Origin of the sequence: Pseudomonas sp. TH08 (assembly GCF_016651275.1) — a bacterium.
Taxonomy (GTDB): domain Bacteria; phylum Pseudomonadota; class Gammaproteobacteria; order Pseudomonadales; family Pseudomonadaceae; genus Aquipseudomonas.
The window spans coordinates 391,595-418,286 of record NZ_JAEKEE010000001.1 but is presented as its reverse complement, the minus strand read 5'-3'; the positions used below and the strand labels follow the sequence as shown (position 1 = coordinate 418,286).

General features: G+C 58.6%; 21 protein-coding genes. 10 read left to right on the top strand and 11 right to left on the bottom strand.

All coding sequences use genetic code 11. The features are described from left to right. Positions 1–26: 26 nt before the first annotated feature. The 4 genes from eutC to exaC all read right to left on the bottom strand — a co-directional run bounded on the left by eutC (position 27) and on the right by exaC (position 5,629). Entirely contained in the window at positions 27–860 is an 834-nt protein-coding gene (eutC, locus tag JFT91_RS01975; RefSeq protein WP_518524853.1) for an ethanolamine ammonia-lyase subunit EutC, read from the bottom strand. After that, on the bottom strand, positions 857–2,251 hold the full coding sequence (locus tag JFT91_RS01970) for an ethanolamine ammonia-lyase subunit EutB (protein WP_201231446.1): 1,395 nt from the start codon (positions 2,249–2,251) through the stop codon (positions 857–859). The genes eutC and JFT91_RS01970 overlap by 4 nt, the downstream gene beginning before the upstream one ends. Before the next feature lie 203 nt (positions 2,252–2,454). Next, the gene (gene eat, locus JFT91_RS01965; RefSeq protein ID WP_201231445.1) at positions 2,455–3,825 is read right to left on the bottom strand and encodes an ethanolamine permease; all 1,371 of its coding nucleotides are present in this window, start codon (positions 3,823–3,825) and stop codon (positions 2,455–2,457) included. Between the two features lie 283 nt (positions 3,826–4,108). After that, positions 4,109–5,629: an acetaldehyde dehydrogenase ExaC gene (exaC, locus tag JFT91_RS01960; protein ID WP_201231444.1), complete on the bottom strand. Its 1,521-nt coding sequence runs from the start codon at positions 5,627–5,629 to the stop codon at positions 4,109–4,111. Between the two features lie 391 nt (positions 5,630–6,020). Here exaC and JFT91_RS01955 point away from each other — a divergent pair, with 391 nt between their 5' ends. The 4 genes from JFT91_RS01955 (at position 6,021) to JFT91_RS01940 (ending at position 10,392) form a co-directional block, all read left to right on the top strand. Beyond that, positions 6,021–7,931, top strand: coding sequence for a sigma-54-dependent Fis family transcriptional regulator (locus JFT91_RS01955; protein WP_201231443.1), 1,911 nt, complete (start codon positions 6,021–6,023; stop codon positions 7,929–7,931). A 178-nt stretch (positions 7,932–8,109) separates the two neighbouring features. Continuing rightward, positions 8,110–9,459: a UDP-N-acetylmuramate:L-alanyl-gamma-D-glutamyl-meso-diaminopimelate ligase gene (mpl, locus tag JFT91_RS01950; protein ID WP_201228643.1), complete on the top strand. Its 1,350-nt coding sequence runs from the start codon at positions 8,110–8,112 to the stop codon at positions 9,457–9,459. Then, positions 9,456–10,103, top strand: a complete 648-nt coding sequence (gene ubiX / locus JFT91_RS01945; protein WP_201231442.1) for a flavin prenyltransferase UbiX — start codon at positions 9,456–9,458, stop codon at positions 10,101–10,103. The genes mpl and ubiX overlap by 4 nt, the downstream gene beginning before the upstream one ends. Next, positions 10,096–10,392, top strand: coding sequence for a YceK/YidQ family lipoprotein (locus JFT91_RS01940; RefSeq protein ID WP_201231441.1), 297 nt, complete (start codon positions 10,096–10,098; stop codon positions 10,390–10,392). Before ubiX ends, JFT91_RS01940 begins: the two co-directional genes overlap by 8 nt. Positions 10,393–10,504: 112 nt before the next feature. Here the strand turns inward: JFT91_RS01940 and JFT91_RS01935 are convergent, their stop codons facing one another. The 3 genes from JFT91_RS01935 to JFT91_RS01925 all read right to left on the bottom strand — a co-directional run bounded on the left by JFT91_RS01935 (position 10,505) and on the right by JFT91_RS01925 (position 13,469). Further along, entirely contained in the window at positions 10,505–11,146 is a 642-nt protein-coding gene (locus JFT91_RS01935) for an oxidoreductase (protein ID WP_201228641.1), read from the bottom strand. Positions 11,147–11,173: 27 nt separating this feature from the next. Next, on the bottom strand, positions 11,174–12,901 hold the full coding sequence (locus tag JFT91_RS01930) for a C13 family peptidase (protein ID WP_201228640.1): 1,728 nt from the start codon (positions 12,899–12,901) through the stop codon (positions 11,174–11,176). 112 nt (positions 12,902–13,013) lie between these two features. Continuing rightward, on the bottom strand, positions 13,014–13,469 hold the full coding sequence (locus JFT91_RS01925) for a MaoC family dehydratase (RefSeq protein ID WP_201148825.1): 456 nt from the start codon (positions 13,467–13,469) through the stop codon (positions 13,014–13,016). Between the two features lie 193 nt (positions 13,470–13,662). Here JFT91_RS01925 and JFT91_RS01920 point away from each other — a divergent pair, with 193 nt between their 5' ends. The 6 genes from JFT91_RS01920 to JFT91_RS01895 all read left to right on the top strand — a co-directional run bounded on the left by JFT91_RS01920 (position 13,663) and on the right by JFT91_RS01895 (position 16,337). Then, complete coding sequence (locus tag JFT91_RS01920; RefSeq protein ID WP_201228639.1) at positions 13,663–14,025, top strand: CidA/LrgA family protein; 363 nt, start codon at positions 13,663–13,665, stop codon at positions 14,023–14,025. Then, positions 14,025–14,741 carry an LrgB family protein gene (locus JFT91_RS01915; RefSeq protein ID WP_201231440.1) on the top strand — a complete coding sequence of 239 codons (717 nt, stop codon included), beginning with the start codon at positions 14,025–14,027 and terminating at the stop codon, positions 14,739–14,741. Before JFT91_RS01920 ends, JFT91_RS01915 begins: the two co-directional genes overlap by 1 nt. A 10-nt stretch (positions 14,742–14,751) precedes the next feature. Next, positions 14,752–15,342, top strand: a complete 591-nt coding sequence (locus tag JFT91_RS01910; RefSeq protein ID WP_201148827.1) for an LON peptidase substrate-binding domain-containing protein — start codon at positions 14,752–14,754, stop codon at positions 15,340–15,342. A 113-nt stretch (positions 15,343–15,455) separates the two neighbouring features. After that, positions 15,456–15,686 carry a hypothetical protein gene (locus JFT91_RS01905; RefSeq protein WP_201231439.1) on the top strand — a complete coding sequence of 77 codons (231 nt, stop codon included), beginning with the start codon at positions 15,456–15,458 and terminating at the stop codon, positions 15,684–15,686. 73 nt (positions 15,687–15,759) lie between these two features. Next, positions 15,760–16,128, top strand: coding sequence for a hypothetical protein (locus JFT91_RS01900; RefSeq protein WP_201231438.1), 369 nt, complete (start codon positions 15,760–15,762; stop codon positions 16,126–16,128). Beyond that, complete coding sequence (locus tag JFT91_RS01895) at positions 16,128–16,337, top strand: hypothetical protein (protein ID WP_201231437.1); 210 nt, start codon at positions 16,128–16,130, stop codon at positions 16,335–16,337. Before JFT91_RS01900 ends, JFT91_RS01895 begins: the two co-directional genes overlap by 1 nt. Before the next feature lie 63 nt (positions 16,338–16,400). On the opposite strand, the gene JFT91_RS01890 is transcribed toward JFT91_RS01895, so the two are convergent. The 4 genes from JFT91_RS01890 to JFT91_RS01875 all read right to left on the bottom strand — a co-directional run bounded on the left by JFT91_RS01890 (position 16,401) and on the right by JFT91_RS01875 (position 26,233). Further along, positions 16,401–18,170: a hypothetical protein gene (locus JFT91_RS01890; protein WP_201231436.1), complete on the bottom strand. Its 1,770-nt coding sequence runs from the start codon at positions 18,168–18,170 to the stop codon at positions 16,401–16,403. Positions 18,171–18,535: 365 nt separating this feature from the next. Further along, positions 18,536–20,326: a hypothetical protein gene (locus JFT91_RS01885; protein ID WP_201231435.1), complete on the bottom strand. Its 1,791-nt coding sequence runs from the start codon at positions 20,324–20,326 to the stop codon at positions 18,536–18,538. Between the two features lie 380 nt (positions 20,327–20,706). Further along, positions 20,707–24,198 carry a calcium-binding protein gene (locus JFT91_RS01880; RefSeq protein WP_201231434.1) on the bottom strand — a complete coding sequence of 1,164 codons (3,492 nt, stop codon included), beginning with the start codon at positions 24,196–24,198 and terminating at the stop codon, positions 20,707–20,709. A 178-nt stretch (positions 24,199–24,376) separates the two neighbouring features. Beyond that, positions 24,377–26,233, bottom strand: coding sequence for a hypothetical protein (locus JFT91_RS01875; protein WP_242489204.1), 1,857 nt, complete (start codon positions 26,231–26,233; stop codon positions 24,377–24,379). Between the last annotated feature and the right edge of the window lie 459 nt (positions 26,234–26,692).

The following is a 26,692-nucleotide window of genomic DNA, read 5'->3' as shown; positions in this document are numbered from 1 at the left end:
GCGCAGAAACGCAATGCGGAAACGGTTCAGGTTGTGGGCGGATCGAGTAGGAAGTTTCCTTTAATGTCCGTTTTGGCGTCCGACTCAAGCGTCTGAACCTGCGCTTCGTCTTTCAGATTGACCCCTGACAACTGCCGCCGACAGGCTTCGCGCATCAGGTACAGCAAGCGATGCGCCGCCATGCCGTAGCTCAAACCTTCCAGCCGGACATTGGAAATACAGTTGCGGTAGGCATCCGTCAGCCCTGTTTTTGGATTGTAGGTGAAATACAAACCCAGGCTGTCCGGCGAACTGAGGCCCGGTCGTTCGCCAATCAGCATCACCAGCATTTTCGCACCGAGCAATTGGCCAATTTCATCACCGACGGCAACGCGGCCCTGTTCCACCAACACTATTGGCGCGATTGACCATTCATCACCGTCCATTTGTTCTTCCAGACGGCTGAGAAATGGCAGTGTGTGGCGATGCACCGCCAGCGCTGACAGGCCATCGGCCACAACAATCGCCAGATCGACGCCGCCCGGATGTGCCGCCGCGTAATCGCGCAGGTGTTGCGCCGACTCATCACTGAGCTTGCGCCCCAGATCCGGGCGTTGCAGGTAGCTATTGCGATCCGCTGCCGCGCTGTGCAGCAACAGGCTTTCGCGCCCGCGTTCACTCAATTGTGTGCTGAGCCCGACGTGATCGAACGGCAGGTGTACGGCGTCGCGCGCCTGGGCGTGGGCAAACTGGAAATCCAGTTGTGCGCGGGTCGGCAGGCTGGTGCCGGTGCGGCCGAGGGCGATTCGCGCCGGGGTCAGGCGGCGCAGTTCCAGCCAAGGGTTTTGCGGGTCGATGGGCGGTTTTTCCATGTGACTCATCCCAGTTGCGCCAACGCCTGGCGGAAGGCCGGCGGCAGGTTGTTACCGAAGCGAACCTTGCCGTCCGCCTGGGTGAAGATGCCCATATTGGCCAGCCACAGCTCGAACTCTGGCGCCGGTTTCAGCCCCAAAGTCTGCCTGGCGTAGAGCGCGTCGTGAAACGAGGTGGTCTGGTAATTGAGCATGATGTCGTCGGAGCCGGGGATGCCCATGATGAAGTTGATTCCGGCGACACCCAAGAGCGTCAGCAGGGTGTCCATGTCGTCCTGATCGGCTTCGGCGTGGTTGGTGTAACAGATGTCGCAGCCCATCGGCACACCGAGCAACTTGCCGCAGAAGTGGTCTTCGAGGCCGGCGCGGATGATCTGTTTGCCGTTGTAGAGGTATTCCGGGCCGATAAATCCTACGACGGTGTTCACCAGGAACGGCTTGAAATGTCGCGCCACGGCGTAGGCCCGGGTTTCGCAGGTCTGCTGGTCGACGCCATGGTGGGCGTTGGCCGACAGCGCACTGCCTTGGCCGGTTTCGAAATACATCAGGTTCTGTCCGAGCGTGCCACGATTCAGACTCAAACCGGCGTCGTAGCCTTCCTGCAATACGTTGAGGTTGATGCCGAAACTGGCGTTGGCCGCTTCAGTGCCGGCGATGGACTGGAACACCAGATCCAGCGGCACGCCTCGGTTGATCGCTTCTATAGAAGTGGTGACGTGAGTGAGCACGCAGGCCTGGGTCGGGATGTCGTAGCGCTGGATGATCGCGTCGAGCATTTCCAGCATGGCGCAGATTGAGGCGATGCTGTCAGTGGCCGGGTTGATGCCAATCATCGCGTCACCGTTGCCATAGAGCAGACCGTCGAGAATGCTCGCGGCAATGCCTGACGGTTCGTCGGTGGGGTGATTGGGTTGTAGCCTTGTGGATAACCGTCCGCGTAGGCCGAGGGTGCCGCGAAACTTCGTCACCACGCGGATTTTTTGCGCGACCAGAACCAAATCCTGCACGCGCATGATCTTCGATACGGCGGCGACCATTTCCGGGGTCAGGCCGGGAGCCAGATCACGCAGACTGGTTTCATCGGCGGCGTCGCTGAGCAACCAGTCGCGAAAGCCGCCCACGGTGAGGTGACTGACGACCGCGAAGGCCTGTTTGTCGTGAGTGTCGATGATCAGTCGGGTGACTTCATCGGACTCGTAGGGAATCAGCGCTTCCTGTAGGAAATGCGTGAGCGGGATGTCGGCCAGCGCCATCTGCGCGGCCACGCGCTCGCCGTCGTTGAGTGCGGCGACACCGGCGAGAAAATCCCCGGACCGCGCCGGGCTGGCCTTGGCCATCACATCCTTGAGGCTGTCGAAGCGAAAGGTCTGGGCGCCGACGGAATGGGCAAATGCGGCCATGGGGCGGTGTCCTCCGGTAATTACTGCAATCTGCTTTATATAGGAGTGAACCTTTGTGGGAGCGAGCCTGCTCGCGAATACGGACTGACATTAAAACAGTTGTCGACTGACACTCCGCCTTCGCGAGCAGGCTCGCTCCCACATTGGATCTGCATGCACTTCAATAATGCCGGCACCGGGCGAAAGGCCCGGTGCCGGTGCAACTAGATACCTTCGAGCATAGCGTCTGCCGGCGCTTCGGCGCGTTGCTTGGCGGTCAGCTGGAAATACAGGTAACCGGCGGCCATGAAACCCAGGAACACGCAACCGATCAGCGTGTTGAACCACGCCATCGCCACCAGGCATACCACGGCCAGAAACAGTGCAATCGCCGGCACCACCGGGTAGCCCGGCGCGCGGAAGGTGCGCTCCAGATTCGGTTCGGTTTTGCGCAACTTGAACAGGCTGAGCATGCTGATGATGTACATCACGATGGCGCCAAACACCGACATGGTGATCATCGCCGCCGTCAGGGTCATGCCTTGCAGATTGACCAGACCGTCGCTGTAGATCGCCGCGATGCCGATCACGCCGCCGGCCAGAATGGCGCGGTGCGGGGTCTGGAAGCGTGAAAGCTTGGCCAGGCCTTTCGGCAAATAACCAGCGCGGGCGAGGGCGAAGAACTGCCGTGAGTAGCCGAGAATAATCCCGTGGAAACTCGCCACCAGACCGAACAGGCCGATCCACACCAGCATGTGCATCCACGATGAGTTATTGCCAACCACGGCTTTCATTGCTTGCGGCAGTGGATCGTTGATGTTCGACAGTTGGCGCCAGTCGCCAACGCCGCCAGCCATGACCATCACACCGATGGCGAGGAACACCAGGGTCAGGATGCCGCTGACGTAAGCCTTGGGAATCGTGCGTTTCGGGTCTTTGGCTTCTTCGGCCGCCATGGCCGCGCCTTCGATGGCGAGGAAGAACCAGATCGCGAACGGTATCGCCGCAAAGATCCCGGGAATCGAGGCCATACTGAACTCGTTCGAGCCCGACCAGCCGTTGAGCACGAAATTGCTGAAGCTGAAGCCCGGCGCGACCACGCCCATGAACACCAGCAGTTCAGCGACGGCGAGCACGGTGACCACCAGTTCGAAGGTCGCGGCAATGCTGACGCCGAGAATGTTCAGCGTCATGAAGACGAAATAGGCGCCGACGGCGGCGATCTTCGGATCAAGCTCGGGATATTGCACGTTGAGATAAGCGCCGATGGCCATGGCAATCGCCGGTGGTGCAAAGACGAACTCGATCAGCGTGGCGATGCCGGCGATCAATCCGCCTTTCTCGCCGAACGCCCGACGGCTGTAGGCAAACGGCCCGCCAGCGTGTGGGATCGCGGTAGTCAATTCGGTAAAGCTGAAGATGAAGCAGGTGTACATGGTCGCGACCATCAAGGCTGTGACCAGAAAACCCAGGGTGCCCGCAGTGCCCCAGCCGTAACTCCAGCCGAAGTATTCGCCGGAAATCACCAGGCCGACGGCAATGCCCCATAGGTGCAGGGTGCCGAGTGTGGGTTTGAGCTGTGTGATGGAAGTCATAAGTCCTCGCTGTCTTTTTTATTGTTTGATCTGTTGGACTTTCGGGTGCGGCGGTTTGGGTGGATGAATGCTGTTCACGCAGCGGCAGTCTTGGTGCAAAACCTGAATGACGGGTACGCAAGGGCCGTGCCAGAGCGGCCAGACCTATGTGTCGTGTTATTTAGGACGCCAATCGCGAGCAGGCTCACTCCTACAGGAGGAATGTGGTGCAATTGTAGGAGTGAGCCTGCTCGCGATGGCGGTCGAATGGGCGACACCGAAACATCAGTGTCGCCCCAGCTTTTTAGAAAAAGCCCAACGGATTGATGTCGTAGCTCACCAGCAGGTTTTTGGTCTGCTGATAGTGGTCGAGCATCATTTTGTGAGTTTCACGCCCCACGCCGGACTTTTTGTACCCGCCAAACGCGGCATGCGCCGGGTACAGGTGGTAGCAGTTGGTCCACACACGACCGGCCTTGATGGCGCGGCCCATGCGGTAGGCTCGGTTGATGTCGCGGGTCCACAGGCCAGCGCCGAGGCCGAACTCGGTGTCGTTGGCGATGGCCAGGGCTTCAGCTTCGTCCTTGAACGTGGTGATGCTCACCACCGGCCCGAAGATTTCCTCCTGGAACACGCGCATCTTGTTGGTGCCCTTGAGCAGGGTCGGCTGGATGTAATAACCGGTCGACAGATTGCCCTCGAGTTTTTCCACTTTGCCGCCGGTCAGCAGTTCGGCGCCTTCACCCTTGGCGATTTCCAGGTAAGAAAGAATCTTGTCGAATTGCTGCTCGGATGCCTGCGCGCCGACCATGGTGTCGGTGTCCAGTGGATCGCCGCGTTTGATTTGCAGAACTTTCTTCATCACGACGGCCATGAACTCGTCGTAGATCGATTCCTGCACCAGTGCACGGGAAGGGCAGGTGCAGACTTCGCCCTGGTTGAAGAAGGCCAGCACCAGACCCTCGGCGGCTTTTTCGATGAAGGTCGGCTCGGCCTGCATGATGTCTTCGAAGAAGATGTTCGGCGACTTGCCGCCCAGTTCCACGGTCGACGGAATGATGTTTTCGGCAGCGCATTTCATGATGTGCGAACCGACCGGGGTCGAGCCGGTGAAGGCGATCTTGGCGATGCGTTTGCTGGTCGCCAGCGCTTCGCCGGCTTCTTTGCCGAAGCCTTGCACCACGTTAAGCACGCCAGGTGGCAGCAAGTCACCGATCAGTTCCATCAGCACGGTGATGCCCAGCGGGGTTTGTTCGGCCGGCTTGAGCACCACGCAGTTACCGGCGGCCAGCGCTGGCGCGAGTTTCCACGCGGCCATCAGGATCGGGAAGTTCCACGGGATGATCTGGCCGACCACGCCCAGTGGTTCATGGATGTGATAGGCCACGGTGTTGCCGTCGATTTCGGCCGCGCTGCCTTCCTGGGCGCGCAGGCACCCGGCGAAGTAGCGGAAATGGTCGGCGGCCAGCGGGATGTCGGCGTTGAGGGTTTCGCGGATGGCTTTGCCGTTGTCCCAGGTTTCGGTGATCGCCAGCAGTTCGAGGTTCTGTTCGATGCGGTCGGCGATCTGCAGCAAAATCAGCGAGCGCGCCTGCACGGACGTCGAGCCCCATGCATCGGCAGCGGCGTGGGCGGCGTCCAGTGCCTTGTCGATGTCTTCGGCAGTGGAGCGCGGGAATTCGGCAATCGGCTGGCCATTTACTGGCGAAGTGTTGGTGAAGTACTGACCTTTGACAGGCGCGACGAACTCGCCGCCGATGTAGTTACCGTACTTGCTCTTGAACGAGACTTTGGCGCCTTCAGTACCGGGGTGAGCATAAAGCATGATTGTTCTCCTTGGCTTTGTACTTATTAGAGAAACGCGCAGGTGCGCTTGCTATAAGCGTAGAGCAAAGGTCGGGCCACTGCCGTGCAGGTCAGGTAAATCAAGGTGTTGCGTGGTTTGTGTCGGACGAGCGGATTGCCGCTGTGATGGTTTCGGTACAGTCGGAGTGACAGTTTGTACCGTTTTCGGCACAGCCTGTGACCGGCCGGTCCCGCCAGCATTGCAATACACATTTACCTGGAGGATCCTCAGCCAACAGCAACCCCTGCAGGAGCTGCCGCAGGCCGCGATCTTTTGATTTTGCTTTTCTGCAGATCAAGATCAAAAGATCGCAGCCTGCGGCAGCTCCTACAGAGGGAACATGTCGACCTTTCGGGGAGAACAATAAGAAATGCACGACAACCATTTGAGTCGCCATGCCCAACAGGTTCTCACCGTTACCCAGGGCAAACCGCACCTGCATGGGCCCGGTGCCGATCCGTCGATTGCCCGGTCGTGGCTGCGTTGCCTTGAGGACTATCACCTCGACCCGGCGCTGAGCATGGCACCGACCGTGCTCGAACACGGACGTGTGCTGGAAAGTCGCGAACGTCTTCAACAGGTTCTGCAGATCGCCGGCACTGAAATGAGCAGCCTGCATCAGCAACTCTCCGGCGCCGGCCACGCGGTGTTGCTGACCGATGCGCGCGGGGTGATCCTCAACTGCGTTACCGCACCCGCCGAACGCAAGATCTTCGAACGCGCCGGCCTCTGGCTCGGTGCCGACTGGAGCGAAGCCTGTGAGGGCACCAACGGCATCGGCACCTGCCTGGTCGAGCGTCAGTCGCTGACCATCCATCAAGATGAACACTTTCGTGGTCGTCACACGGGCCTGACCTGCTCGGCAAGCCCGGTGTTCGACCCGCATGGCGAACTGCTCGCGGTGCTCGACGTGTCCTCGGCACGCCACGACGTCTCGCGTCAGAGCCAGTTCCACACGATGGCGCTGGTCAATCTGTCGGCGAAGATGATCGAGAGCTGCTACTTCCTGCGCTGTTTCGATAACCAATGGTTGCTGCGCTTTCATCTGCAGGCTGAATCTGTCGGCCTGTTCAGTGAGGGCTTGTTGGCGTTCGACGGGGAAGGGCGGATCAGCGCGGTCAACCAGAGTGCGCTGAACCTGCTCGGGCATATTCGCGGTGGCTTGCTGGGGAAACCCGTGGAGGCGTTTTTCGATTGTTCGCTGGGTGAATTGCTTGGCCGCGCGAGTGCCAATGCCAGCGCCAGTTGGCCGCTGCGTACCCGTGACGGGCGGCATTTGTTTGCCGTGTTGCGCGGTGAGTCGCGCAAGCCGTCGCCGATCACCCCGGCAGCAAAAACAATCGAAGCTCCGCGCCTTTCCGGCATCTGCCTGGGGGACGCTGCACTGCAGGCCGATTTCCGCAAAGCGCTGCGCGTGTTCGAGCGCGACGTGCCACTGCTGATCATTGGTGAGACCGGCTCCGGCAAGGAAGCCTTCGCCAAGGCTGTGCATCTGGCCAGTCAACGCTCGGGCAAAGCCTTCGTCGCGCTCAATTGCGCAGCCATCCCGGAAAGCCTGATCGAGAGTGAACTGTTCGGCTATCGCGGCGGCAGTTTCACCGGCGCGCGCAAGGACGGCATGCGCGGCAAGTTGCAGCAGGCCGATGGCGGCACGTTGTTCCTTGATGAAATCGGTGACATGCCGCTGGCGTTGCAGACGCGTTTGTTGCGCGTGCTGGAGGATCGGCAAGTGGTGCCGATCGGCGGTGAGCCGGAAGCAGTCAACGTGCGAATCATCAGTGCGACCCACCGCAATTTGCTCGGGCGGGTCGAGGACGGTAGTTTTCGTGAGGATTTGTATTACCGGCTCAATGGGCTGGAAGTCGCGCTGCCGGCATTGCGCGAGCGAAGTGATAAATCGCAGTTGCTGGATTTTCTGCTGGCCGAGGAGGCGGGCGGCGATACGATCCTGATCGAAGAGCCGGCGCGTCAGGCGTTGCTGGCGTTCAACTGGCCGGGGAATGTGCGCCAGTTGCGCAACGTGCTGCGTACGCTGGCGGCGTTGTGTGATGAAGGGCGGATCGGACTGGAGGATTTGCCGGCGATGATTCGGCAGTTGCGGCCGCCCGTCGTGGAAACGCCGACATCCGATCACCCGCTGGAAGACGCCGAGCGGTCGGCATTGCTGAATGCCCTTGAGCAAACGCGCTGGCACATGACTCACACGGCGCAGCAACTCGGTGTCAGCCGCAACACCCTCTACCGAAAACTGCGCAAACACGGCATCGCCCGCACCGCGTAACTCCCCTGTAGGAGCTGCCGAAGGCTGCGATCTTTTGATCCAGCTTTTTAAAATCAAAAGATCGCAGCCTGCGGCAGCTCCTCCGGGAAAGGTGTGTCTATCAAATCTCCTGATCAGCTAAAGAGTGCGATTTCCCCCTCCCTACGCTAACCTGCGGCCATGTTTTACGAGGTCGACTATGCACATTCATATTCTGGGTATCTGCGGGACTTTCATGGGCTCGATGGCGGTGTTGGCCAAAGAGCTGGGCCATCACGTGACCGGCTCCGACGCCAACGTCTATCCACCGATGAGCACGCAGCTTGAAGCCCAGGGCATTCAGCTGACGCAGGGTTACGATCCGGCGCAGCTCGATCCGGCACCGGATCTGGTGGTCATCGGCAACGCCATGTCCCGCGGCAACCCGGCGGTGGAATATGTGCTGAACAAAGGCCTGCCGTACGTTTCCGGCCCGCAGTGGCTGGCTGACCATGTGCTGCAAGGACGTTGGGTGCTGGCGGTTGCCGGCACGCATGGTAAAACCACCACCAGCAGCATGCTTGCCTGGGTGCTGGAGCACGCCGGCATGAGCCCGGGTTTCCTCATCGGTGGTGTGCCGCAGAATTTCTCGGTGTCGGCCCGTCTGGGTGGCACGCCGTTCTTCGTGATCGAAGCTGATGAATACGACAGCGCATTCTTCGACAAGCGCTCGAAATTCGTTCACTACCGTCCGCGCACCGCAATCCTCAACAACCTAGAGTTCGATCACGCCGACATCTTCCCGGATCTGCCGGCGATCGAGCGGCAATTCCATCACTTGGTGCGTACTATCCCGAGCGAAGGCCTGGTGATCCATCCGACCACCGAGCCTGCCTTGCAGCGTGTGATCGAAATGGGTTGCTGGACCCCGGTGCAAACCACCGGTGCGGGCGGTCAGTGGCAAGTCAAATTGTTGAGCGAGGACGGCTCGGCCTTCGAAGTGATGTTCGAAGGCGTGTCCCAAGGCACCGTCGAGTGGGAGCTGACCGGTCAGCACAACGTCGCCAACGCCTTGGCTGCTTTGGCGGCTGCGCGTCATGTTGGCGTGGTGCCGTCGATGGGCATTGCCGGGTTGAGCGCGTTCAAGAACGTCAAACGCCGTATGGAGAAAGTCGCCGAAGTACGCGGCATCACTATTTACGACGACTTCGCTCATCACCCGACCGCGATTGCCACCACGCTCGACGGTTTGCGCAAGCGTATCGGCGATGCGCCGTTGATTGCGATTATCGAACCGCGTTCCAACTCGATGAAGCTCGGCGCGCACCGTGACGGTTTGCCGGAGAGCGTGAACGATGCCGATCAAGTGATCTGGTACGCCCCGGCGAACCTCGGCTGGGATCTGGCGGGCACGGCTGCACTGTGCACCGTGCCCTCGATTGTCAGCGATTCGCTGGAAGGCATCATCGAACGCGTGAAAAGCCAGGCCCAGCCCGGCACTCATGTGGTGATCATGAGCAACGGCGGCTTCGGCGGCCTGCACGGCAAACTCGCCGAGGCGCTGCAATGAACACTCGTTTGCAGAGCAATGGCCCCGAACGCATCACGCTGGCGATGACCGGCGCGTCCGGCGCGCAGTATGGCTTGCGCCTGCTCGATTGCCTGGTGCGTGAAGATCGCGAAGTTCACTTCCTGATCTCCAAGGCTGCGCAACTGGTGATGGCCACCGAGACCGACGTCATGCTGCCGCCCAAGCCGCAGACGATGCAGGCGTTTCTGACTGAATACACCGGGGCCGCCGCCGGGCAGATTCGCGTGTATGGCAAGGAAGACTGGATGTCGCCGGTGGCCTCGGGTTCCGGCGCCCCGGCAGCGATGGTCGTGGTGCCGTGTTCCACCGGGACGCTGTCGGCGATTGCCACGGGTGCCTGCAACAACCTGATCGAACGTGCCGCGGACGTGACGCTGAAAGAACGCCGCCAGTTGATTCTGGTGCCGCGCGAGGCGCCGTATTCGAGCATTCATCTGGAACACATGCTCAAGCTGTCGAACATGGGCGTGACCATCCTGCCTGCCTCGCCAGGCTTTTATCACCAGCCGCAGACCATCGATGACCTGATCGATTTCGTCGTGGCGCGGATTCTCAACCTGCTGGGCATTCCTCAGGACATGCTGCCGCGTTGGGGTGAACATCATCTGAGCAGCGATGAATAAGCTGCTGGCGTCTCTGTTGGTGATAGTGCTGGCGCTGCATCTGACGGGTTGCGCCACGGCGCGAACGCTCGATGCGGCCAAGCCCGGGGCGCCGGTGGTGTATTCGGGGACGCGGCTGGATTTGTATGCAATGAATGGCGGGTGTTGCGCGATGGATCGGTTTGGCGCTGAGGCGCCAAGCTATCCGGGGGTGGATCTGCCGGCGAGTGCTTTGTTGGATACGCTGCTTTTGCCGTTGTCTTTGCTCACCGTCATTGGCGTGGGGTTTCAGGCGACTGGCGGATTGTAAAAGCAAAGATCGCCGCCTGCGGCAGCTCCTACAGGTGGTTGATATCAGTCACGGATCCGTGGCGATAACCAATTCCCCTGTAGGAGCTGCCGCAGGCTGCGATCTTTTGATCTTATTTGCCGAGCTTCCTCAGATCATCCGACTCGATCACCCGAACCCCATCCTGCTCTTCCAGCGCCAGCCGCCACATCGCTCGCGCCAGTTGGCACGCCTCGATGCCACGGTATTTACCCGGAATCAGCTTCGACAACGGCCCGGCCAACTGCTCGGCCAGACGTGGCTCCGTGCGTTCACCCAACAACAGTGAAGGTCGGCAAATGGTCAACTGCGGCCAATCCTGCGCGCGCAAGGCCTGCTCCATTTCGCCTTTGACCCGATTGTAGAAAACCGATGATTTCGGATCGGCGCCAATTGCACTGATCACAATCAAATGCCGCGCGCCCATTTCCCGTGCGCGTTTGGCAAACGCCACGACCATGTCCAAATCGACCGCGCGAAACGCCGCTTCCGAGCCCGCTTGCTTGATGGTCGTACCAAGACAGCAATAGGCGATGTCGACGCGCCCCGAAAGCTGCGGCAGAAATACCTGCGGATCACCGACCGGGTTTTCCAGGTGCGGATGCTCGGCCAATGGCCGACGCGAAGGGGCGAGCACGCGGGTGATCGTTGGCTCGTTGAGCAAACGGTCGAGTAGATGTTCACCGGTCAAACCGGTGGCTCCGGCTAGCAAAACGTGCTGAGGCGTCAAGTACATAGTGTCTCTCCCTTGATACTGTTCAGCTTAGTTGCTCTTTATCGCTCCGTCGTTCAATGCAGCACTTTGCAACGCTTTTCTGGCTTGCTGTTTACGCAGCAGTTGCCAGTGCGACAGCACAGTTTTCGGCGCCCAGATTTGCGGCTCGGACGCTTCGAAATTATCCGCCAGTTCTCGCTCGGCGACAGTGGCCTTGGCCAGTTTGAATGCTTGCTCGAGATCGTCGGTCTGGTTCAGCGCCTGGGCGAACAGCGCGTCGCCGAAGTAGGTGAAGTTGGCCTCTTCGGAGCAGCCGAACGAAACGCGATCAGCGCGTGACGCGGTCATGATCAGCGTGCGTTCGTCTTTCAGGGCAGGAATGAAACCGCCTGAGTAGCACGAAGAGATCACGATGATCTTGTCGCGGTTTTTCAGCGGCGCCAGCACGGCGGCGAGTTCGTCGGCGGGCAGATCGGCGAGTTCCATGCGCGGCTGGTCGAGCACCAGTTCATGCTCGGCGGTGCCGTGGCTGGTCAGGTAGATGAACAGCAAGTCTTCCGGGCCACTGCGTTCAGCGAGGGTCTGTGCCGCTCGCCGCAGATTCTCGCGGGTGGCCATCGGCCGGTCGCCGAGGTGGTCACGGTGGTTGACCAGACGGATCTGGCCATACGCGCCAAAACGCGTGGAGAGCATGTTGGCGACGTAGTCGGACTCGCGCAGGAACACGCTCTGCTTGCCGTCGCCGCCCAGTGTCAGGGTGTACAGCTCGACCGCTGGCGTCGAGGCCGGAACGGCGGCCAGTGCATCGTTGAGCAGTCGGCCCTGGGCGAGCAGGCCGAGTTCGAGGGTGTCGGGCAGCAACTTGCCATCGGCATCGCGCACGCGCTGGCCGTTGATCCAGGTGCCGCTCATCACGCTGCCATCGGTGAGCACCAGCGTGCCGCGCCCGGAGTAACTGTCGTTGTCGAAACCGCCGATATAAAAGCTGCCGTCGGACAGATTCAGTCGGCCCTGACCGCTGAAGCGCCAGTCGCTGAACTCGCCGACGTAATGGCTGCCGTCGGCACCGATCAATTCGCCCTTGCCGGTCAGCGCGCCTTCCTTGAATTGGCCGAGCCAGACATCGCCGTCGGCATTTTCGTAGCGGCCCTTGCCGTGCAATTGATTGTTCTTGAAGCCGCCGACATAGATGTCACCGTCGGCGCTGTTGAACGTGCCGTTGCCCTCCAGCTGACCGTTGACGAAATGCCCGGTGAACGAGTTGCCGCTGGCGTCGCCACGCTGGCCTTCACCGTTGGGTTTGCCGTGGGCGAACTGGCCTTGATAGGAGCTGCCGTCGTCCATTTCGAGACGGCCGAGCCCGGAATACTGGTCAGCCTTGAACTCGCCACGGTAGGTCATGGCGTTTTCTTTCAGCGTACCTTCGCCATCGCGCCGGCCTTGTTTGAAGCCGCCGGTGTAACTGCTGGCATTGGTCGTCAGGCTGCCCTGGCCGTCGAACAGGCCTTGCTGGAACTGGCCGCGATAGACCTCGCCATTGCTGCCGTGCCATTCGCCCTGACCGTGCCACTGGCCCTTGTCGAATTGCCCGGCGTACCAACTGCCGTTGGGGTAGTCGACGCGTCCCTGACCTTGCAACAAGCCATCGACCAGTTCACCGCGATACCGTCCGCCATCCGGCAGGCGCGCATCGGGAGGCAACAGCGATTCGCCGTCGCCGCAAGCGGCAAGCAAAAGGGTCATGGCAAGCGGTGCTAGAGAAGCGAGTGGGCGCATAGCGGGATCCGGGCAATTAGGCGACCGAGTATGCCGCAGCTGTGTGACCTAATGCAGCCGGTAAAAACAGTGTTGACGCGAAACAGCGTGCGCTGCTTCGCGTCCGGAACGTTTACACGAAGCAGAGCGACAGTGGCTCGGCGATATAGGCCGGTTTGTCCGAGCCTTCTATCTCAAGCGTTGCGGTAGCTTTGAGCAGCCACTGGCCAGGTTTTTTCTCGGTGACTTCAACCATATCCACCTTCAGGCGGACTTTCGAATTGACCTTGACCGGCTGGATGAAACGCACGCTGTCCAGACCATAGTTGACCACCATCTTCACGCCTTGCGGCAGGACGAGGATGTCTTCCATCAGTTTCGGCATCAGCGACAACGACAGGAAGCCGTGGGCTATGGTGCTGCCAAATGGCGTTTGCGCGGCTTTGACCGGGTCGACGTGAATGAACTGATAATCCCCGGTGGCTTCGGCGAACAGGTTGATGCGTTCCTGATCGATGGTGAGCCATTCGGAACGTCCGAGTTCCTTGCCGACATAATCTTTGAGCTCTGCAACGGGAACATAGGGCATTGAGACTCTCCTTGGGTTCATCGGTTTTATATTTTTTTGGGTGGGGGATTTGACCGCCCTGCGAACCACTGTAGATCATCATGGCGATTTGCTCCGGTCAACCGACCATGCTTTTGGCGAATGCCGATCCATAGCGCAGGCGTGCTTATAATGCCGAGCCCCCGCTGGGTGAAAAGTAAGACGGAGATGTCGGATGTTGCTACGTGGCCTGACCCTGCTGGTGCTGTTCCAATTGCTCGGCACGGCGATCAATCATTTGCTGTTGCCGGTGCTGCCGGGGCCGATCATCGGCCTGCTGCTGTTGCTGATATTCCTGATCATTCGCGGTGAAGTCGGCGAGCCACTGAACCTCGCGGCCGGCAGTCTGCTGCGTTATCTGCCTTTGTTGCTGGTGCCGCCGGCGGTGGGTGTAATGGTTTACGCCACGGCAATTGCCGCGGATTTCTGGGCGATTGTCGGCGCCCTGGTGGTGTCGCTGATCCTGTCGATGGCCTTTGCCGGCGTGCTGATGCAACGCATGGTCAAGCGTCACGCGCACCGCTCGGAGGAGTCCTGATGCTCTTTGATTGGCAGGGTGCCTGGGCTTCGGTCATTCATCATCCGTTGTTCGGCATAGGCATCACGCTCGGCGCCTATCAACTGGTGCTGGCGGCGTTCGAGAAGACCCGCTGGATCTTTCTGCAACCGGTGCTGGTCTCCATGCTGTTGGTGATCGGCGTGCTGGTCGGCTGTGGCCTGACTTATGCCGAGTACCGCAAGAGCACCGAGATCCTCAGTATTCTGCTCGGCCCGGCAACGGTGGCGCTGGCGGTGCCGTTGTATTTGAACCTCAAACGCATCCGCCAATTGTTCTGGCCGATTTTTACTACGCTGGTGATAGGCGGGGTGGTTGCGACGGGCATGGGCGTTTTGCTCGGTTGGTGGTTCGGCGCCGAACACATGATCCTGATGACCATGGCGCCGAAGTCGGTCACTTCGCCGATTGCGATGTTGGTGGCGGAGCAGATCGGTGGCGTCGCAGCACTGGCTGCGGTGTTCGTGCTGATCACTGGAGTGATCGGCGCGATCTTCGGCCCGGCGCTGCTTAACCGTCTCGGCGTACACAGCCCCGAGGCGCGCGGCATGGCGCTGGGCATGACCGCGCACGCGGTCGGCACGGCGGTGGCGATGCAGGAAAGTGATGAGTGCGGCGCCTTCGCGGCGCTGGCGATGAGTCTGATGGGCGTGGCCACGGCGGTGTTCCTGCCGTTGGCGGTGTCGATGGTGGTGTAAGGAAATGTCTATGAGTCTGCCGCTTTTCCCGCTGAACACAGTGTTGTTTCCCGGCTGCAACCTCGATTTGCAGATCTTCGAGGCGCGCTATCTCGACATGATCGGCCGCTGCATGAAACAGAGCGGTGGTTTTGGCGTGGTGTGCATTCTTGAGGGCGACGAAGTCGGCCTGGCGCCGGAAGGTTTTGCGCTGGTTGGTTGCGAGGCACGGATCACCGACTTCCAGCAGCAGGACAACGGCTTGTTGGGGATCCGCGTGCAGGGTGGGCGCCGCTTCAATGTATTGCGCACTGAAGTGCAGCGCGATCAGTTGATCCTCGCCGACGTCGAATGGCTGGACGATGAACCCGAGCAACCGTTGCAGGACGAAGACGCCGATCTGGTGGCGTTGCTCAAGGCCTTGGCCGAACACCCGATGGTCGAGGCGTTGAACATGGGCACTGACGCGCTTGGCCAGCAGTCGCTGGCCAATCAGTTGGCGTATCTGTTGCCGTTCGCCGAAGAAGACAAGATCGACCTGCTGCAACTCGACGATCCACAGCAGCGGCTGGATGCGATCCAGGCGCTGCTCGATGAGTTGCAGGGTGAACTGTTCGCCTAGTTTTACTTTGAATCAACTCCCGTTACTTGCCAGCATTGTTTTGGCTTTTCCTTTGACTTAATTTCAAGTTGCCCGCAGGACGCGGGTGACCTGGTTAATAATAAGGATAAGTCATGACTGTTTATGAAGATGAGTGGGGCTTCTGGGACGATATTGCCGGTAAGTATATTTTGAAACATGCCGGTAGCGATCATAACGTTAATCACGTTATTGAAGCGGCGGCGGTCTACGCCGATTTGATGGTCATCGAGCGTCGTAAACGCAAGGCCGCCAAAATTCCTGCCAACGATATTCCTCGTGTTTCCGCCACGGTAGAGTCTGTCGCTCCGATGGCTGCGGCCTGAATTTTCTTGTCATGCAGAAGGATCAGTTGCTGCGGATGGATAAGCGGCAAGACTTCTGCGTGGAGGTGGTTTTATGTCTACGAATAAAAGAGACAACATTGCATTTACCGCAAATCTTTATGTCAACGGGCTGCCAGTGGTGCTTAATCAGCAACGCCTGAAGCAGCGTTTACGCGACTCGCGGATAACCCAAAGTGAGAAGCTCGATGTTGAAGTAGCACTGGCGGACCTGCGCGAATCGAGTTTTATTACCCTCGCCGACCATGAGGATGACAAACCGCTGCTGCTGAAATTCACGCCACAGGGCGACAGCTATGCGATCAATGTTGTGCTGCGCGGTATGAATGATGGCGCACGATTGATCATAGAGAGTAATACGCACAATCTACTGGTCAGTCAGAACGAACAAAGTGAGTTTTTTCAATCAGCAAGAGCGCAGTGATGCGAGCCAGACTGAGTGATCTTGAAAGCGGCCCGACTTATATCGGGCTGGCGAGCGAGTCGAATAAAAAACCGCTGTATCGCGACACCGTTAATAGAATGGATATTTTCAAAAGTGTGGATCCGAATGTGACGGGGCATATTGCTTATAACAATAAACCGGTAGTTTTTGTGTTCAAGCTTATTGATAAGCTCCCGGTTGAGGCTTGATGAAACACGCCATTCATTTGTGCAATGAATGGCGTGTTTCACACGTTCAAATTATTTTGCGAATCAGGTTCTGTAGTGCTCGGGAACGGGCCACGCAATGTCGTTGGCAAATGTATTGTTACCTTTCGGTAAATTGAGTATCTCCCCGCCAGCATTTGCAACTCGATTGATCAGTGCGTCGTAAGGGGTGTAGCCAACGAGTTCTACAGAGCGTGCGTCGGCGCCTGTCCACGTTGCTTTCTCGATTTCCTCGGCGTCTTCGCCTGCTTGCCGAAAGATGTCTTCAACCCGGGCAGCCCGCTTCAAGTCCGAGTGCACCAGCCAGATCCTTTCGGCGCTGATGCCCCGCGTAGGCATTGATATCCGGCCTTCGAGTGTATCCCCGTCAAAATCCGTGTTGATCAGATAAATGTTTTCCACCCGGGGTACGACCTCGACGCCGCGGGTGTCGATGACATACAGGAACCCCAGTTTTTGTTCGCGTCGCAGCAATGGATAGTCGCGCGAGTCGTCCATTTCAAACGATGTATCAGATTCCCCGTCGGTGCTGTGTCGACCTCCGCCTGACGCATCGCTGTCACTGAAGTGTCCCGGATAGCGATTGGCCTGGGTGTTGTAATGCCGAGGGTTGGAGTAGTAATCAAAACTCATGTAGGACAAGGCATTGGCAAGGCCAAATGTCGCGCTCAAGGCCCGTTTGGTGGTCGAGTCAGAGGGGTTGCCACGCAGTTTTATCAGTCGTTTGTCGCGAGCCAGTTCGAAAGGCGTACGCAGATCAGCACGAAACATCCCCGGGATGTCAGTCCGATACAGCGAGTCGCGCACATTGCGCTTGTAACCTGCATGCTCCAGATAGCTTTGCAGAAACTGACGGTCATAGCGTTTATCAACGTCGGGTAATGAGTCGTTGAACTGTTCACCTTCATTTCTCAATCTGAGAATGTATGGATCCAGTTCTTCGGCAATTAGCTTGAACCGTTGCTCGTCATTACTCTGGGTCAATTGCTTGTGCTGTTCGGCCCATTCGGGGAACGGTCCGTTTTGCAGATCTTGCCGCAAACGAGTCTGCTGGGCCGCCGTCAAGTTGTAGCTGCGCAGGAGGTCCGAGCGCTCGCTCAGCGATTTCTGTGGATGGAGCCATTTCAATGAGTCAGCCAAATACCGGGAGACATCCGGTTCGTCGAAACGGGTGGCCCAGTCAGGCGCCCTGCCAAGGGCTTGCGCTTCGGTGCGAAAGACTTGAGCTTCGGCGCCGTGCAGGCGGTAGGCACTCCAGATTTCGCCATCGGTCCAGTGCGCAAGCGGTGTGGCAGATGAGTCTGCTGGCGCGTGGGACCGAACGGCCTTGACCCAATTGCCGCTGCGAGAATCTCTGAGCGCCAAAAGGTCAGTGGGTAACCATCCATTGGCTTCGAAATAGTTGCGCCTGGAAACGCCGTAGTAGCCTTGGCTATCCGGTAAATGATGGATGGAGTAGTCGAGGTGATCGTAATACTCAACCGGCTTTTTCAGGCTCCAGGTGTTGCCGTTGGCGATTCGATAAAGCGGTGGCCCGGAGGGATTGCGTTCGGAAGGCAGCTTTGCCCGCCAGGCTTTCATGGCGTCATCGAACATCACCATCACTGTCTGCGTGCCGCTTTCTGCATGATCGCCGGCCACTTCGGCGAATTGCCTGCCTTTGTAGGATTTCAGTCCGGCTGTATCGGGCGCGGATAACTCGCGTCCGGGTTTTTGTACGTAGGGTTGCAGTGGCGAAACCGGGGCGGTATGCACCACCGCGGTGGCGTCCGATAGCGGCGTGACCGATACCGTCACGGCAGGCTCGGTGTGCACTGTCCTTCCTGACGAACTTTCCAGTCCGCCTTCTGATGGGAGCGGGGTTGACCCCCGGGCCTGATGCGACCGGGCAGATTGAAATCCAGGTGTTCCAGCCCGGTGTCAGGTGTGACGGGGCGGGATGTCGAAGGCGTGGAGGTATCGACTTCAGGCGTTAATCGAGGGACTTTCGGTTTGTTGCGCATAAAGGTGGGACTCCATGTCGATAAGTCAGCCGATCCAATGGCTGACTGAAGTTTCCCGATGTGGTGATGGACATCACATCGGGCGTTTCACATTAAGCAGGTCGTGCAATGATCAATGGTTAGTTGCCGGCTCGATGATCAGAGGCCGGCGCGAGCCTTGTCGGCTAGGTAATGTCGTCAGGTCCGGTAGTGCTCAGGCACCGGCCAGACGATGTCGTCGGCGAAGGTGAGTTCGCCTTTCGGCAGTTCAAGCACTACGCCGCCAGAACTGGCGATTTCGTCGATGAGTCCGTCGCAGAGGGATCTTCGGTGGTAGTTGTCGAAGTCGGTCCCCTCCCAAATGCTCTCCTCGTAATATTCGAGCCTGTCGTTGGTCTCCGCCATTGCGTAAATGTCGTCCACTCGAGCTGCCCGTCTGAGGTCCGATCGCACCAGCCAGATTCTTTCAGCACTCACGCCCCGAGTCGGCATTGATATATGCCCTTCGAGTTCGTCGAACCAGAATCTGTTCTTTTTATTGAAGGCTAGTTCCTCGTGCCCCGGGACGACTTCTACGCCACGGGTGTCAATGGCATAAACAAACGAGGTGGTCTGCTTGCGGCGCATGGAGGTGTAGTTTTGCGTGTCATCAAAGACGAACGAACTGTCAGAGTCGGATTCGTTACCTTCACGTTCTCCACGGGAAACGCTACTGGCATCGGAGTCGTAGCCATCTGACCTGTCGCCGTCTTGCGAGACATTGTCGTCGAAGGTGGATTCACCGCCCGAAGGCCTTCTTCTTACCCCCGTGTCCGGATTGATGCCGGGGTAAAGGTTGGCCTGCGAGTTGTAGTGCAGCTCGTGAAAGTAACCACCATTTGATGCAGCGTAACTTGTGGCGTTTTTCAGGCCGAAGGTCGCGCTGAATGCGCGATGGGTGGTCGTGCCGCTCGGGTTGCCCTTGCGATGGATCATGCGCCTGTCCCTGGACAGCTCGAACGGCGTTCGAGTCTCGCCTCTGAACATGGCCGGAATATCGGTACGGTAAAGCGCGCCGTACTTGTTGCGCAGGTAGCCGAGGCGGGCCGTGTAGTCGGCAAGAAATTCTTCGCTATAGCGAGACATCGGTTCACCGTGGGCGAATTTGCTACCTTGGGTCCTCAGCTTCTGCACGTGATGTTCAAGTTCTTCGGCGATCAGTTTGAAGCGCTGATCATCGTCCTTGTTCATTGTCATGCGTTTATGCTCTTCGGCCCATGCGGGCATCTGGTAGCTTTCGAGGTCCGTGCGCAGGCGCTTCAATTGCGACGCCGTCAGGTTGTAGCTGCGCAGTAGTTTGCGACGCTCTTTGAGGGACATTGTCGGGTGGACCCACCTCAACGAGTCTGTCACTTGCACGAGATCCTGATCGTGCTGGGCGCGCGTGGCCCAGGACGGCGGTTTGCCGGATGCATCCGCCTCGGCACGGAAGTCCAACAGTTGGGCGTCGGTCAGGTTGTACGTTTGCCGCAGATCGCCATCTGACCAATTCGCCAGTTTTACCGGTGGCGGGATGGTGTCTCGGGGTTGGGACAGGTCAACTTCCACCCAGCGATGGTTATGGTCTCTGTAGGCATGGGCGACAATGGGCGCGTCGCTGTCGGAGCCGAGATTGCGTACTTCGTGGAATCCGTTGGCACTCGCGGATTCGGAAACTATATGGCTTTCGCCGTCCTGAATGATCTGATGGCTGTCCAGAAAGGTCAGATGGCGGCCTTCCTTCCACAGGTTGTTTTTGATGGAACGGTAAATCACCGGGCCCGGCTCTAGTTCCGACCGCTTCTTCACTCGCCACATATTGATGCTTTGGTCAAACATGACGAATGCATGATGTGTTTTACCGTTGATTTCCAGATCCACGAACGGAGTGCCGCCGTAGCTTTTTACCCCGAGCGCGTTAGTTTCTATCGTCTTCCTATCCAACAAGGACGGGGAGAATGTGTAATCCATCAATGATCCTGGACCGGGCGTGCGGGTGGTCGAGTGACTGGTTGTCGGCAAATCGTGCACGGTCACGAAAGGTGTTGTTTGCAGATCAGCAGGGGACGGCCCGGTGAACGGCGTGTACGACGGCAGGTCCCCAGGGTTTGGGGAATCAAATCCCAGCAGCCGTCTCTCGAAATCCCTGAGGTATTCTAAAGTTATGTCGTCATGACCTGATCGTTTGGTGGAACTGCCTGGCAGGTCAGACCCCTGGGGCGAGCGTGGTCGAGGTTTTTGCCGCATAAAATTTGCACTCCATGTTTAATGGCTCGCCGATCCGTCGGCGGGCTCCGGTAAACCCGGCTCGACGCAAAGGGCGAACCGGGCAGAAATCATCGGGTAAAGCGTCAGGCGTTTTGGCTCGCCTCGATAAACAGGTCCTGCTCCTCGATACGCAAGGCTGGATCGCTATCGATGCTCCAATAGTTGTCCACCGAGTCGTAGTAAACCGTCCCGGCCATGCGCGGGGTAAAGCCGATGTTCTTGACGGTTATTTTCGTCGCCAGCTCGTTCTTTTCCCGTTGCCGACGAATATCGGCCAGCAACGCGTCGACGTCTGCGTAGCCACGCGCGTCGATCACATAGAGTTGCAGCACTTCAAACAGCAACTCGACCGAATAGATGTTGCCGGACGACGTCGCCACGCTGATCGATTCCACCGGACCTGCATGATCGACACTTGGCAGTTGAATGACCGCACTGCCGATTTGCAGATGGCGGGCGTCCAGCCGGATATCGTCGCGGGTAATCGTTTCAGTCATTTTCGTGGTGAAGATGGTCCATGACGACGCGTCGGACGTTTGCGCAATGGCCCCAGGAGTGGACAGGCTGAACGTGCTGTTGCTGACCGGATAGACATCGTAGGAAGAGGCCTGACCGTGCAAAACGTAAGTGCCATTGTGTGGTGGCGGCGGAAAGTCGATGGCCTGGGGTTTGCTGCCCAGTTGCACCGGTTTGATGGGGCCAGGTCGGACGAACGGGTATTTGCCTTGCCTTGGCTGCAGGCATTCGCGGGCGGTCAGGGTTTTGCTGCCCGGGGCGTCGGCGTCTTCACGGTAAGGCACGCGTGGCGCGGCGATGTTGTACGAGGTGCCATCACGCATGATCAAGACGATCGGGTGCCTGACTTGCACGAAGGTGGTCTTGATGTTGTTGAAGCCAGTCTGACCATCGCGGTCTTTTTTGGCCTTTATCACGCCGGTGAAATTTAGCGTCTTCGACGGCAGAAGCAGCCACAGGTTGAATTGTTCGTACTGCAAATAGCGGACGCCCGCCGCATTGCTGCTGACGGATACGTCGTAGCTGACCCTGACGTCGAGAATGTCGGTCGCGTCGTAGTCCAGATGAAGGGTTCGAGCGGCTTCGGGCGCGTTGGCAGGGGCGAAAATATTCAGGCGTGAACCGTTGCGCGAAACAAAGTGATGCGTGGCCGGGTGAGTAAAGATGTCCACCGTGCCGCTGTTGGCGATGTGTGGCGCCGGTGGACGTTCACCGATGACCAGCACGCGGCACTCGACGTCATGCGCCAGGGCATCCGTGAGTTGCAGCGCCAGAACCGGTTCCAGTTCGTAACGGTCCTGGGTCTTGAACAGCAGCCGGCTGTTTTTCACTACGCGTTTATCGTCGATCTGTTGATAAACACCTTCGACGGTCAACACATGGTCGGGCTCTTCGCCGTCCACGCCCTTTAGAGAAGTGACGACCAGCGACGTGCCAATGACCTGCCAGCGTTGAATCCGCGCCAGTGGCCAGCCGAACTCGATGATGCTCGTTTCTGTACCGTCTTCGATGATCACGGGGCGGGCTGCGGTGTTGGCGATGTAGTAACGATCAATGCCGGGCCCGCCACCCACCCGACAGTCGGTGCCGCGAATGATGATCGTATCGTCACCGGCGCCAGCCGCGACGTGGTCGTTGCCGTTGGCCGAGATTTGATCAGCGCCGTCGCTACCGGTGATTCGATTCGAGCCATTGCGCAGGGTCGAGAGGTTTTCGATGGATTTGATTTGCGCGACTTCGACCGCCGCGACGGTGGCATCCTGACTGCGCAGCGCGATCTTGCCGGTCTGCAAGTTCACGTCGTAACCCACATGACGGGTGTCGCTGGTCGGGCGCGAGCCTTCGAAGGTCAGCGTGTCGTTGCCTGCACCCGCGTCGAGGACGCTGCCTTTTGCCGGTTTTTCGGTCCGATCGAACTCCTGTCGGGTGGCCTCGAAATAGAACACATCATTCTTGTCGCCACCGGTCAGCACTTTCTCGCCTTCGGCATAGCTGAAAATATTCGGCCGGGCCTGTACGCCGACGACCTGATCATCGCCGCCACCCAGCCGCCACAAAATCGCCTTGTCGTCCCCAGGTGTGCCGGTGATCACGCCTCTGAGGTCGGCGGGCAGCCCGTCGCGGGCGTCGATGCGGTCATCGGCGCTAATGACGGTGGGCAATTTGTCTGCTTTATAGGGTTGTTCGCCGAGCGTTTCGTCCCACTGGTAACGCCAGACTTTCACCGGTTCGAGCACCACTCGGTAGTTACCGTTGACGACATGTTCCACGTAATTCTTGTAGGCGCCTTCAAGCAGTTGCTCGGTCGAGCCCTGTAGTTGTTTGGCGTAGTGAACGGAGAACTGCGCGATTTTGAAGCGGTCCATGATGTCTTCATCCAGCTCTTGGCGGGTGAAGGCGAACCAGCCGGAGCGCAAGCGTTCGTGGGCGGTCAATTCGATGTAGTCATCGATGTCGTCGACCACCCTGGCCGCCCGGTAGATTTCCGCTGTGAGAATAAGGACGACAGCGGCCGCGATACCGAGGGGGCCGGCGACGGCGCCAAACCCTTTCAGTGCAGCCAGGCCCAGGGCAATACTGATGCCCGCACCGGCTACGGACAAACTGCCGGCGACGTAGTGATCCTGACTTTCCTTGCCGGAGGTGGCGGCGGCTGCGTTGAACGATTTGATGGCGCTGAAGACGTCAAACGGCAATGTGATCACGCTGGCGAATAACCCGGCCCCGCGTGCCATATATTTACCCACCGAGGTAGCGGGAAAACGACCGAACACCTTAGAGCCACTTTCAAGCATCGCTTCACCGGTTTTGGTTAAACCACGCTCGATGATCAAGGAGCCGAGTTCAGCCCCTATCGCACCACCGTTAAACGCCGCTTCGCCCCAGTCCCCGACCTTGATGGCTTCTACCAACCCCATATAACCGCTGTAGATGCCATAAGCCTGCAAACCGACGCCGGCGCCGCTGGTAAGGTAGGTTTTGCCCGTGTGCACCCAGGAAGGCAAGTGGTCCAGAGTGTTGACACGATGGATATCGATTTTCTGCGCGGCATTGCTCAGCTTGTTCAAGCGATCGACCTGGCTGCCGGGCGTGACAGGCTCGGCGCTGACCATCAGTGCTGGCGCATCGACAGAGCGCAGTGTGGAAATCTCGAACATCAGCGTTGCCACGGTCTCGCTCGCGGCGACGTCCGTGGCGACGATGCGCGCCACGACTTTGGCCGGGTCAAAACTCATGCTGTCGAGAAAGCCCTGATCGGCCACTTTCAGATTGAGGTTGTCAGGGCTGAGGTGTTGCCCGTTGATTTTCGCCCCGAGAACCTCAAGCTCGACCCGGGACACGGTGAATTCGCCGATGCGCAGTGGTCCATAGCGTTTGTCGAGGGACTTGAGCGTCGGTGCCGGAGACTTGTCAGGCCTGGCTGTCGGCTCAGGCAGGACGGCAGGTAACTGCAGGTGCCCGGCCGGTGGTGCGTGGGTATTGGCCGAAGAGTCGATGTCCGATATCTGCAGTGTGCGAAAAGTTACCAGTTCGACAGCGGGTTGAATAAGTTTTGCCATTGTTTCAATCCTTTATAAAACGCCGCGATGCGGCGCCGGTTTCCATACCGGTGGGCGAACGAAAGGGCTCCCGTAGAGTCATTCGAGAGTTGCAGTCATGGTTATTGGTGTTTCTAGTAGTTACTGTCAGGAAACTCGTTACGAGTTGATGGTTTTATAGCTATGTGTTTGTCGTGGCTTATGTTTCAGGCCAGACAATGTCATCGGCATATTCATTTTTATTTCCGGACAACAACAATATCGGCTTGCCACTCGCCGCGACTTCATCAATCAACTGGTCGTATTCGTATTTATTGGTTCGTCCCGCATGGGTGGCCGCTTCAATAGATTCGGCACGGTTTCCGGCCTGTTCGGTAATGTCCTGGACTTTTGCGCCTTTGGTCAGGGTTGAGTTCAACAACCAGATCCGCTCCGCTGGCAGTCCTGCCCGGCTGACCGAGATCAAGCCTTCATAGTCGTCGTCGGGAAACCAGGTCTGCGGCTGCTCGCGGGCTGCGGAATTGAACATGTGGTTCTCTTCATGCGGCACGACTTCCAGGGTGCGGGTGTCCAGCGCATAAATGAACATCTCGGTCTGCCGTTCGCGGATCGTCACGTAGTTGCGTTCGTTATCCAGAGAGACTGGATCGTCGGTGTCCGACCAACTGGAAGATGAGCTGCTGTCACTGTCACTGGAGTCACTCGAACTGCTGTCCGACGCCGCCTCGCCGGCGCTTCTACCGGGATACTTGTTGGTCTGAGAGTTGTACTGGAGATATTCGGGATCTGGTGCGCTGGCATACATCAGGCCTTCCTTCAGGCTGAAGGTGGCGCTGATCGGTTTGAGGGTCGCCGCGCCCGGTTTGTGGGCATAACGGGGAAGCATCGCATCGTCATTCGCCAGTTCGAACGGGGTGCGATCGTCGCCCCTGAACAGGGCCGGTACGTCGGTTCGATACAGGCAGTCATGCTTGTTGCGCCGATAGCCCAACCTGGCGAGTAACGCTTCACGCAGTGGCGTGGTCAGGCTGGTTTCCGGGTGATACCAGTCATGCCGGGCGCCGCGTTTGAGATTGAGTTCGTTGCTCAGGTCCAGGCTCAACCGGGTGAGATTCTGCGGATTACTGAAGTCTGCCGTCAGTTGCTTGTGCGTTTCGGCCCACTGCGGAATTTGCAGTTCGGTTTTCATCTCCATGCGCAAACGCAGCAATTGGCTCGGCAACAGGTTATAGGACTGCAACAACGCTTCGCGTGCGTCCGGGCTGAGCGCCGGATGCAGCCAGCGCAAGCTGTCGCGAAGCAGGTCAGCGGCCGGGTTTGCCGTGACATTGACTTCTGCCCACAGCGGAGGCTTGCCGAGTGTTTGTGCTTCTACCCGGAACCGCCCGATGTCGGCGCCTTGAATGTCGTACACCTCCCAGATTTCCTGGTCGGTCCAGTGTTTGAGGTGCGTGGGCTGTGCGCTGAAACCAGCGCTCGGTGGGTCGACCTGGATCCAGTTACCGTAGCGATCCATAAAGGCAAAGCGCGTGCCGGTCTCCACTGAACCCAATGCCGGCTCAAGGTGGTAATAACCTTGCCCGTCGGGCGAGTGTGCCGATGCCCTGTAGCGGCTCTGGTTGAGAATGATGTGGGGTTTGGAGACGCGGGGCTGTTTGGCCGCGCTGTCGGTTTGCGCGTCTGCGGCCGGGCCCGGTCTTTTTGTCGTGTGGGGTTCTGGGCTGACGACGGGGTTCTCATTGGTTTGGCTGGCGAGGCGCCAGGTCGGCCGTCCGGGGTTTTTTACCAGCAGTGGGCCGGATGCATCGCGCTCCGTCAGCAGCTTGACCTGACAGGTGCCGAGTGTTGCATCGAATTCGACGTGCGCCGTATGCAGTGCGCCTTCGTGCTCGATGTCGACGAATCGGCGTCCGACAACAAAGCGAAAACCCGCTGCATCGGCATCTTGCAGACCACGGAGGAAGTCGGGCCTAAGCCAGTATTGGTTAAACGGATTGTCTGCTGCCTGCGCGGTAATGCGGCTGCCTGGCAATTCGCTGATGACCACTGCTGGCATGCGCGGGGTCTCCCTGCTTGAGTGGGGCAGGGGAATTTCAGTGGCGATATTGTGGGGCCAGGTGTCGACCGGCCTTGCGAAAGGCGATGAAGGCGCCGGGTTGATGCCGGGTTGTCGAGTCGTAGGTGAGTTGTTTTCGGTCTTGTTCGGAGTTGTGGCGGGTGGCTTTCTGGGTATCTTTGGGCTCATTGAAACTCCGTGGTAATTGAACTTGTATTAAGTTGGCTGTTATTTGGTATGTTTCGGGAGGGTGTTTATTTGACGTGCGGTCAAGTACAAAGCCAAATCTGCAAGAGTGATTTGCCTTGTCGGAATCGGGGTGAGCGCGGGGCTTAATCTAAATGATTTTGTACGGAGTGTGAGAGGAGAAGTGCGAGGCTTTTATCTTGAATGTGTAACTTCAGTTTTTTATTTTCGATAAAACCAAGGCTTGTAGGAAGTTGACTGGGAAAATTCTGG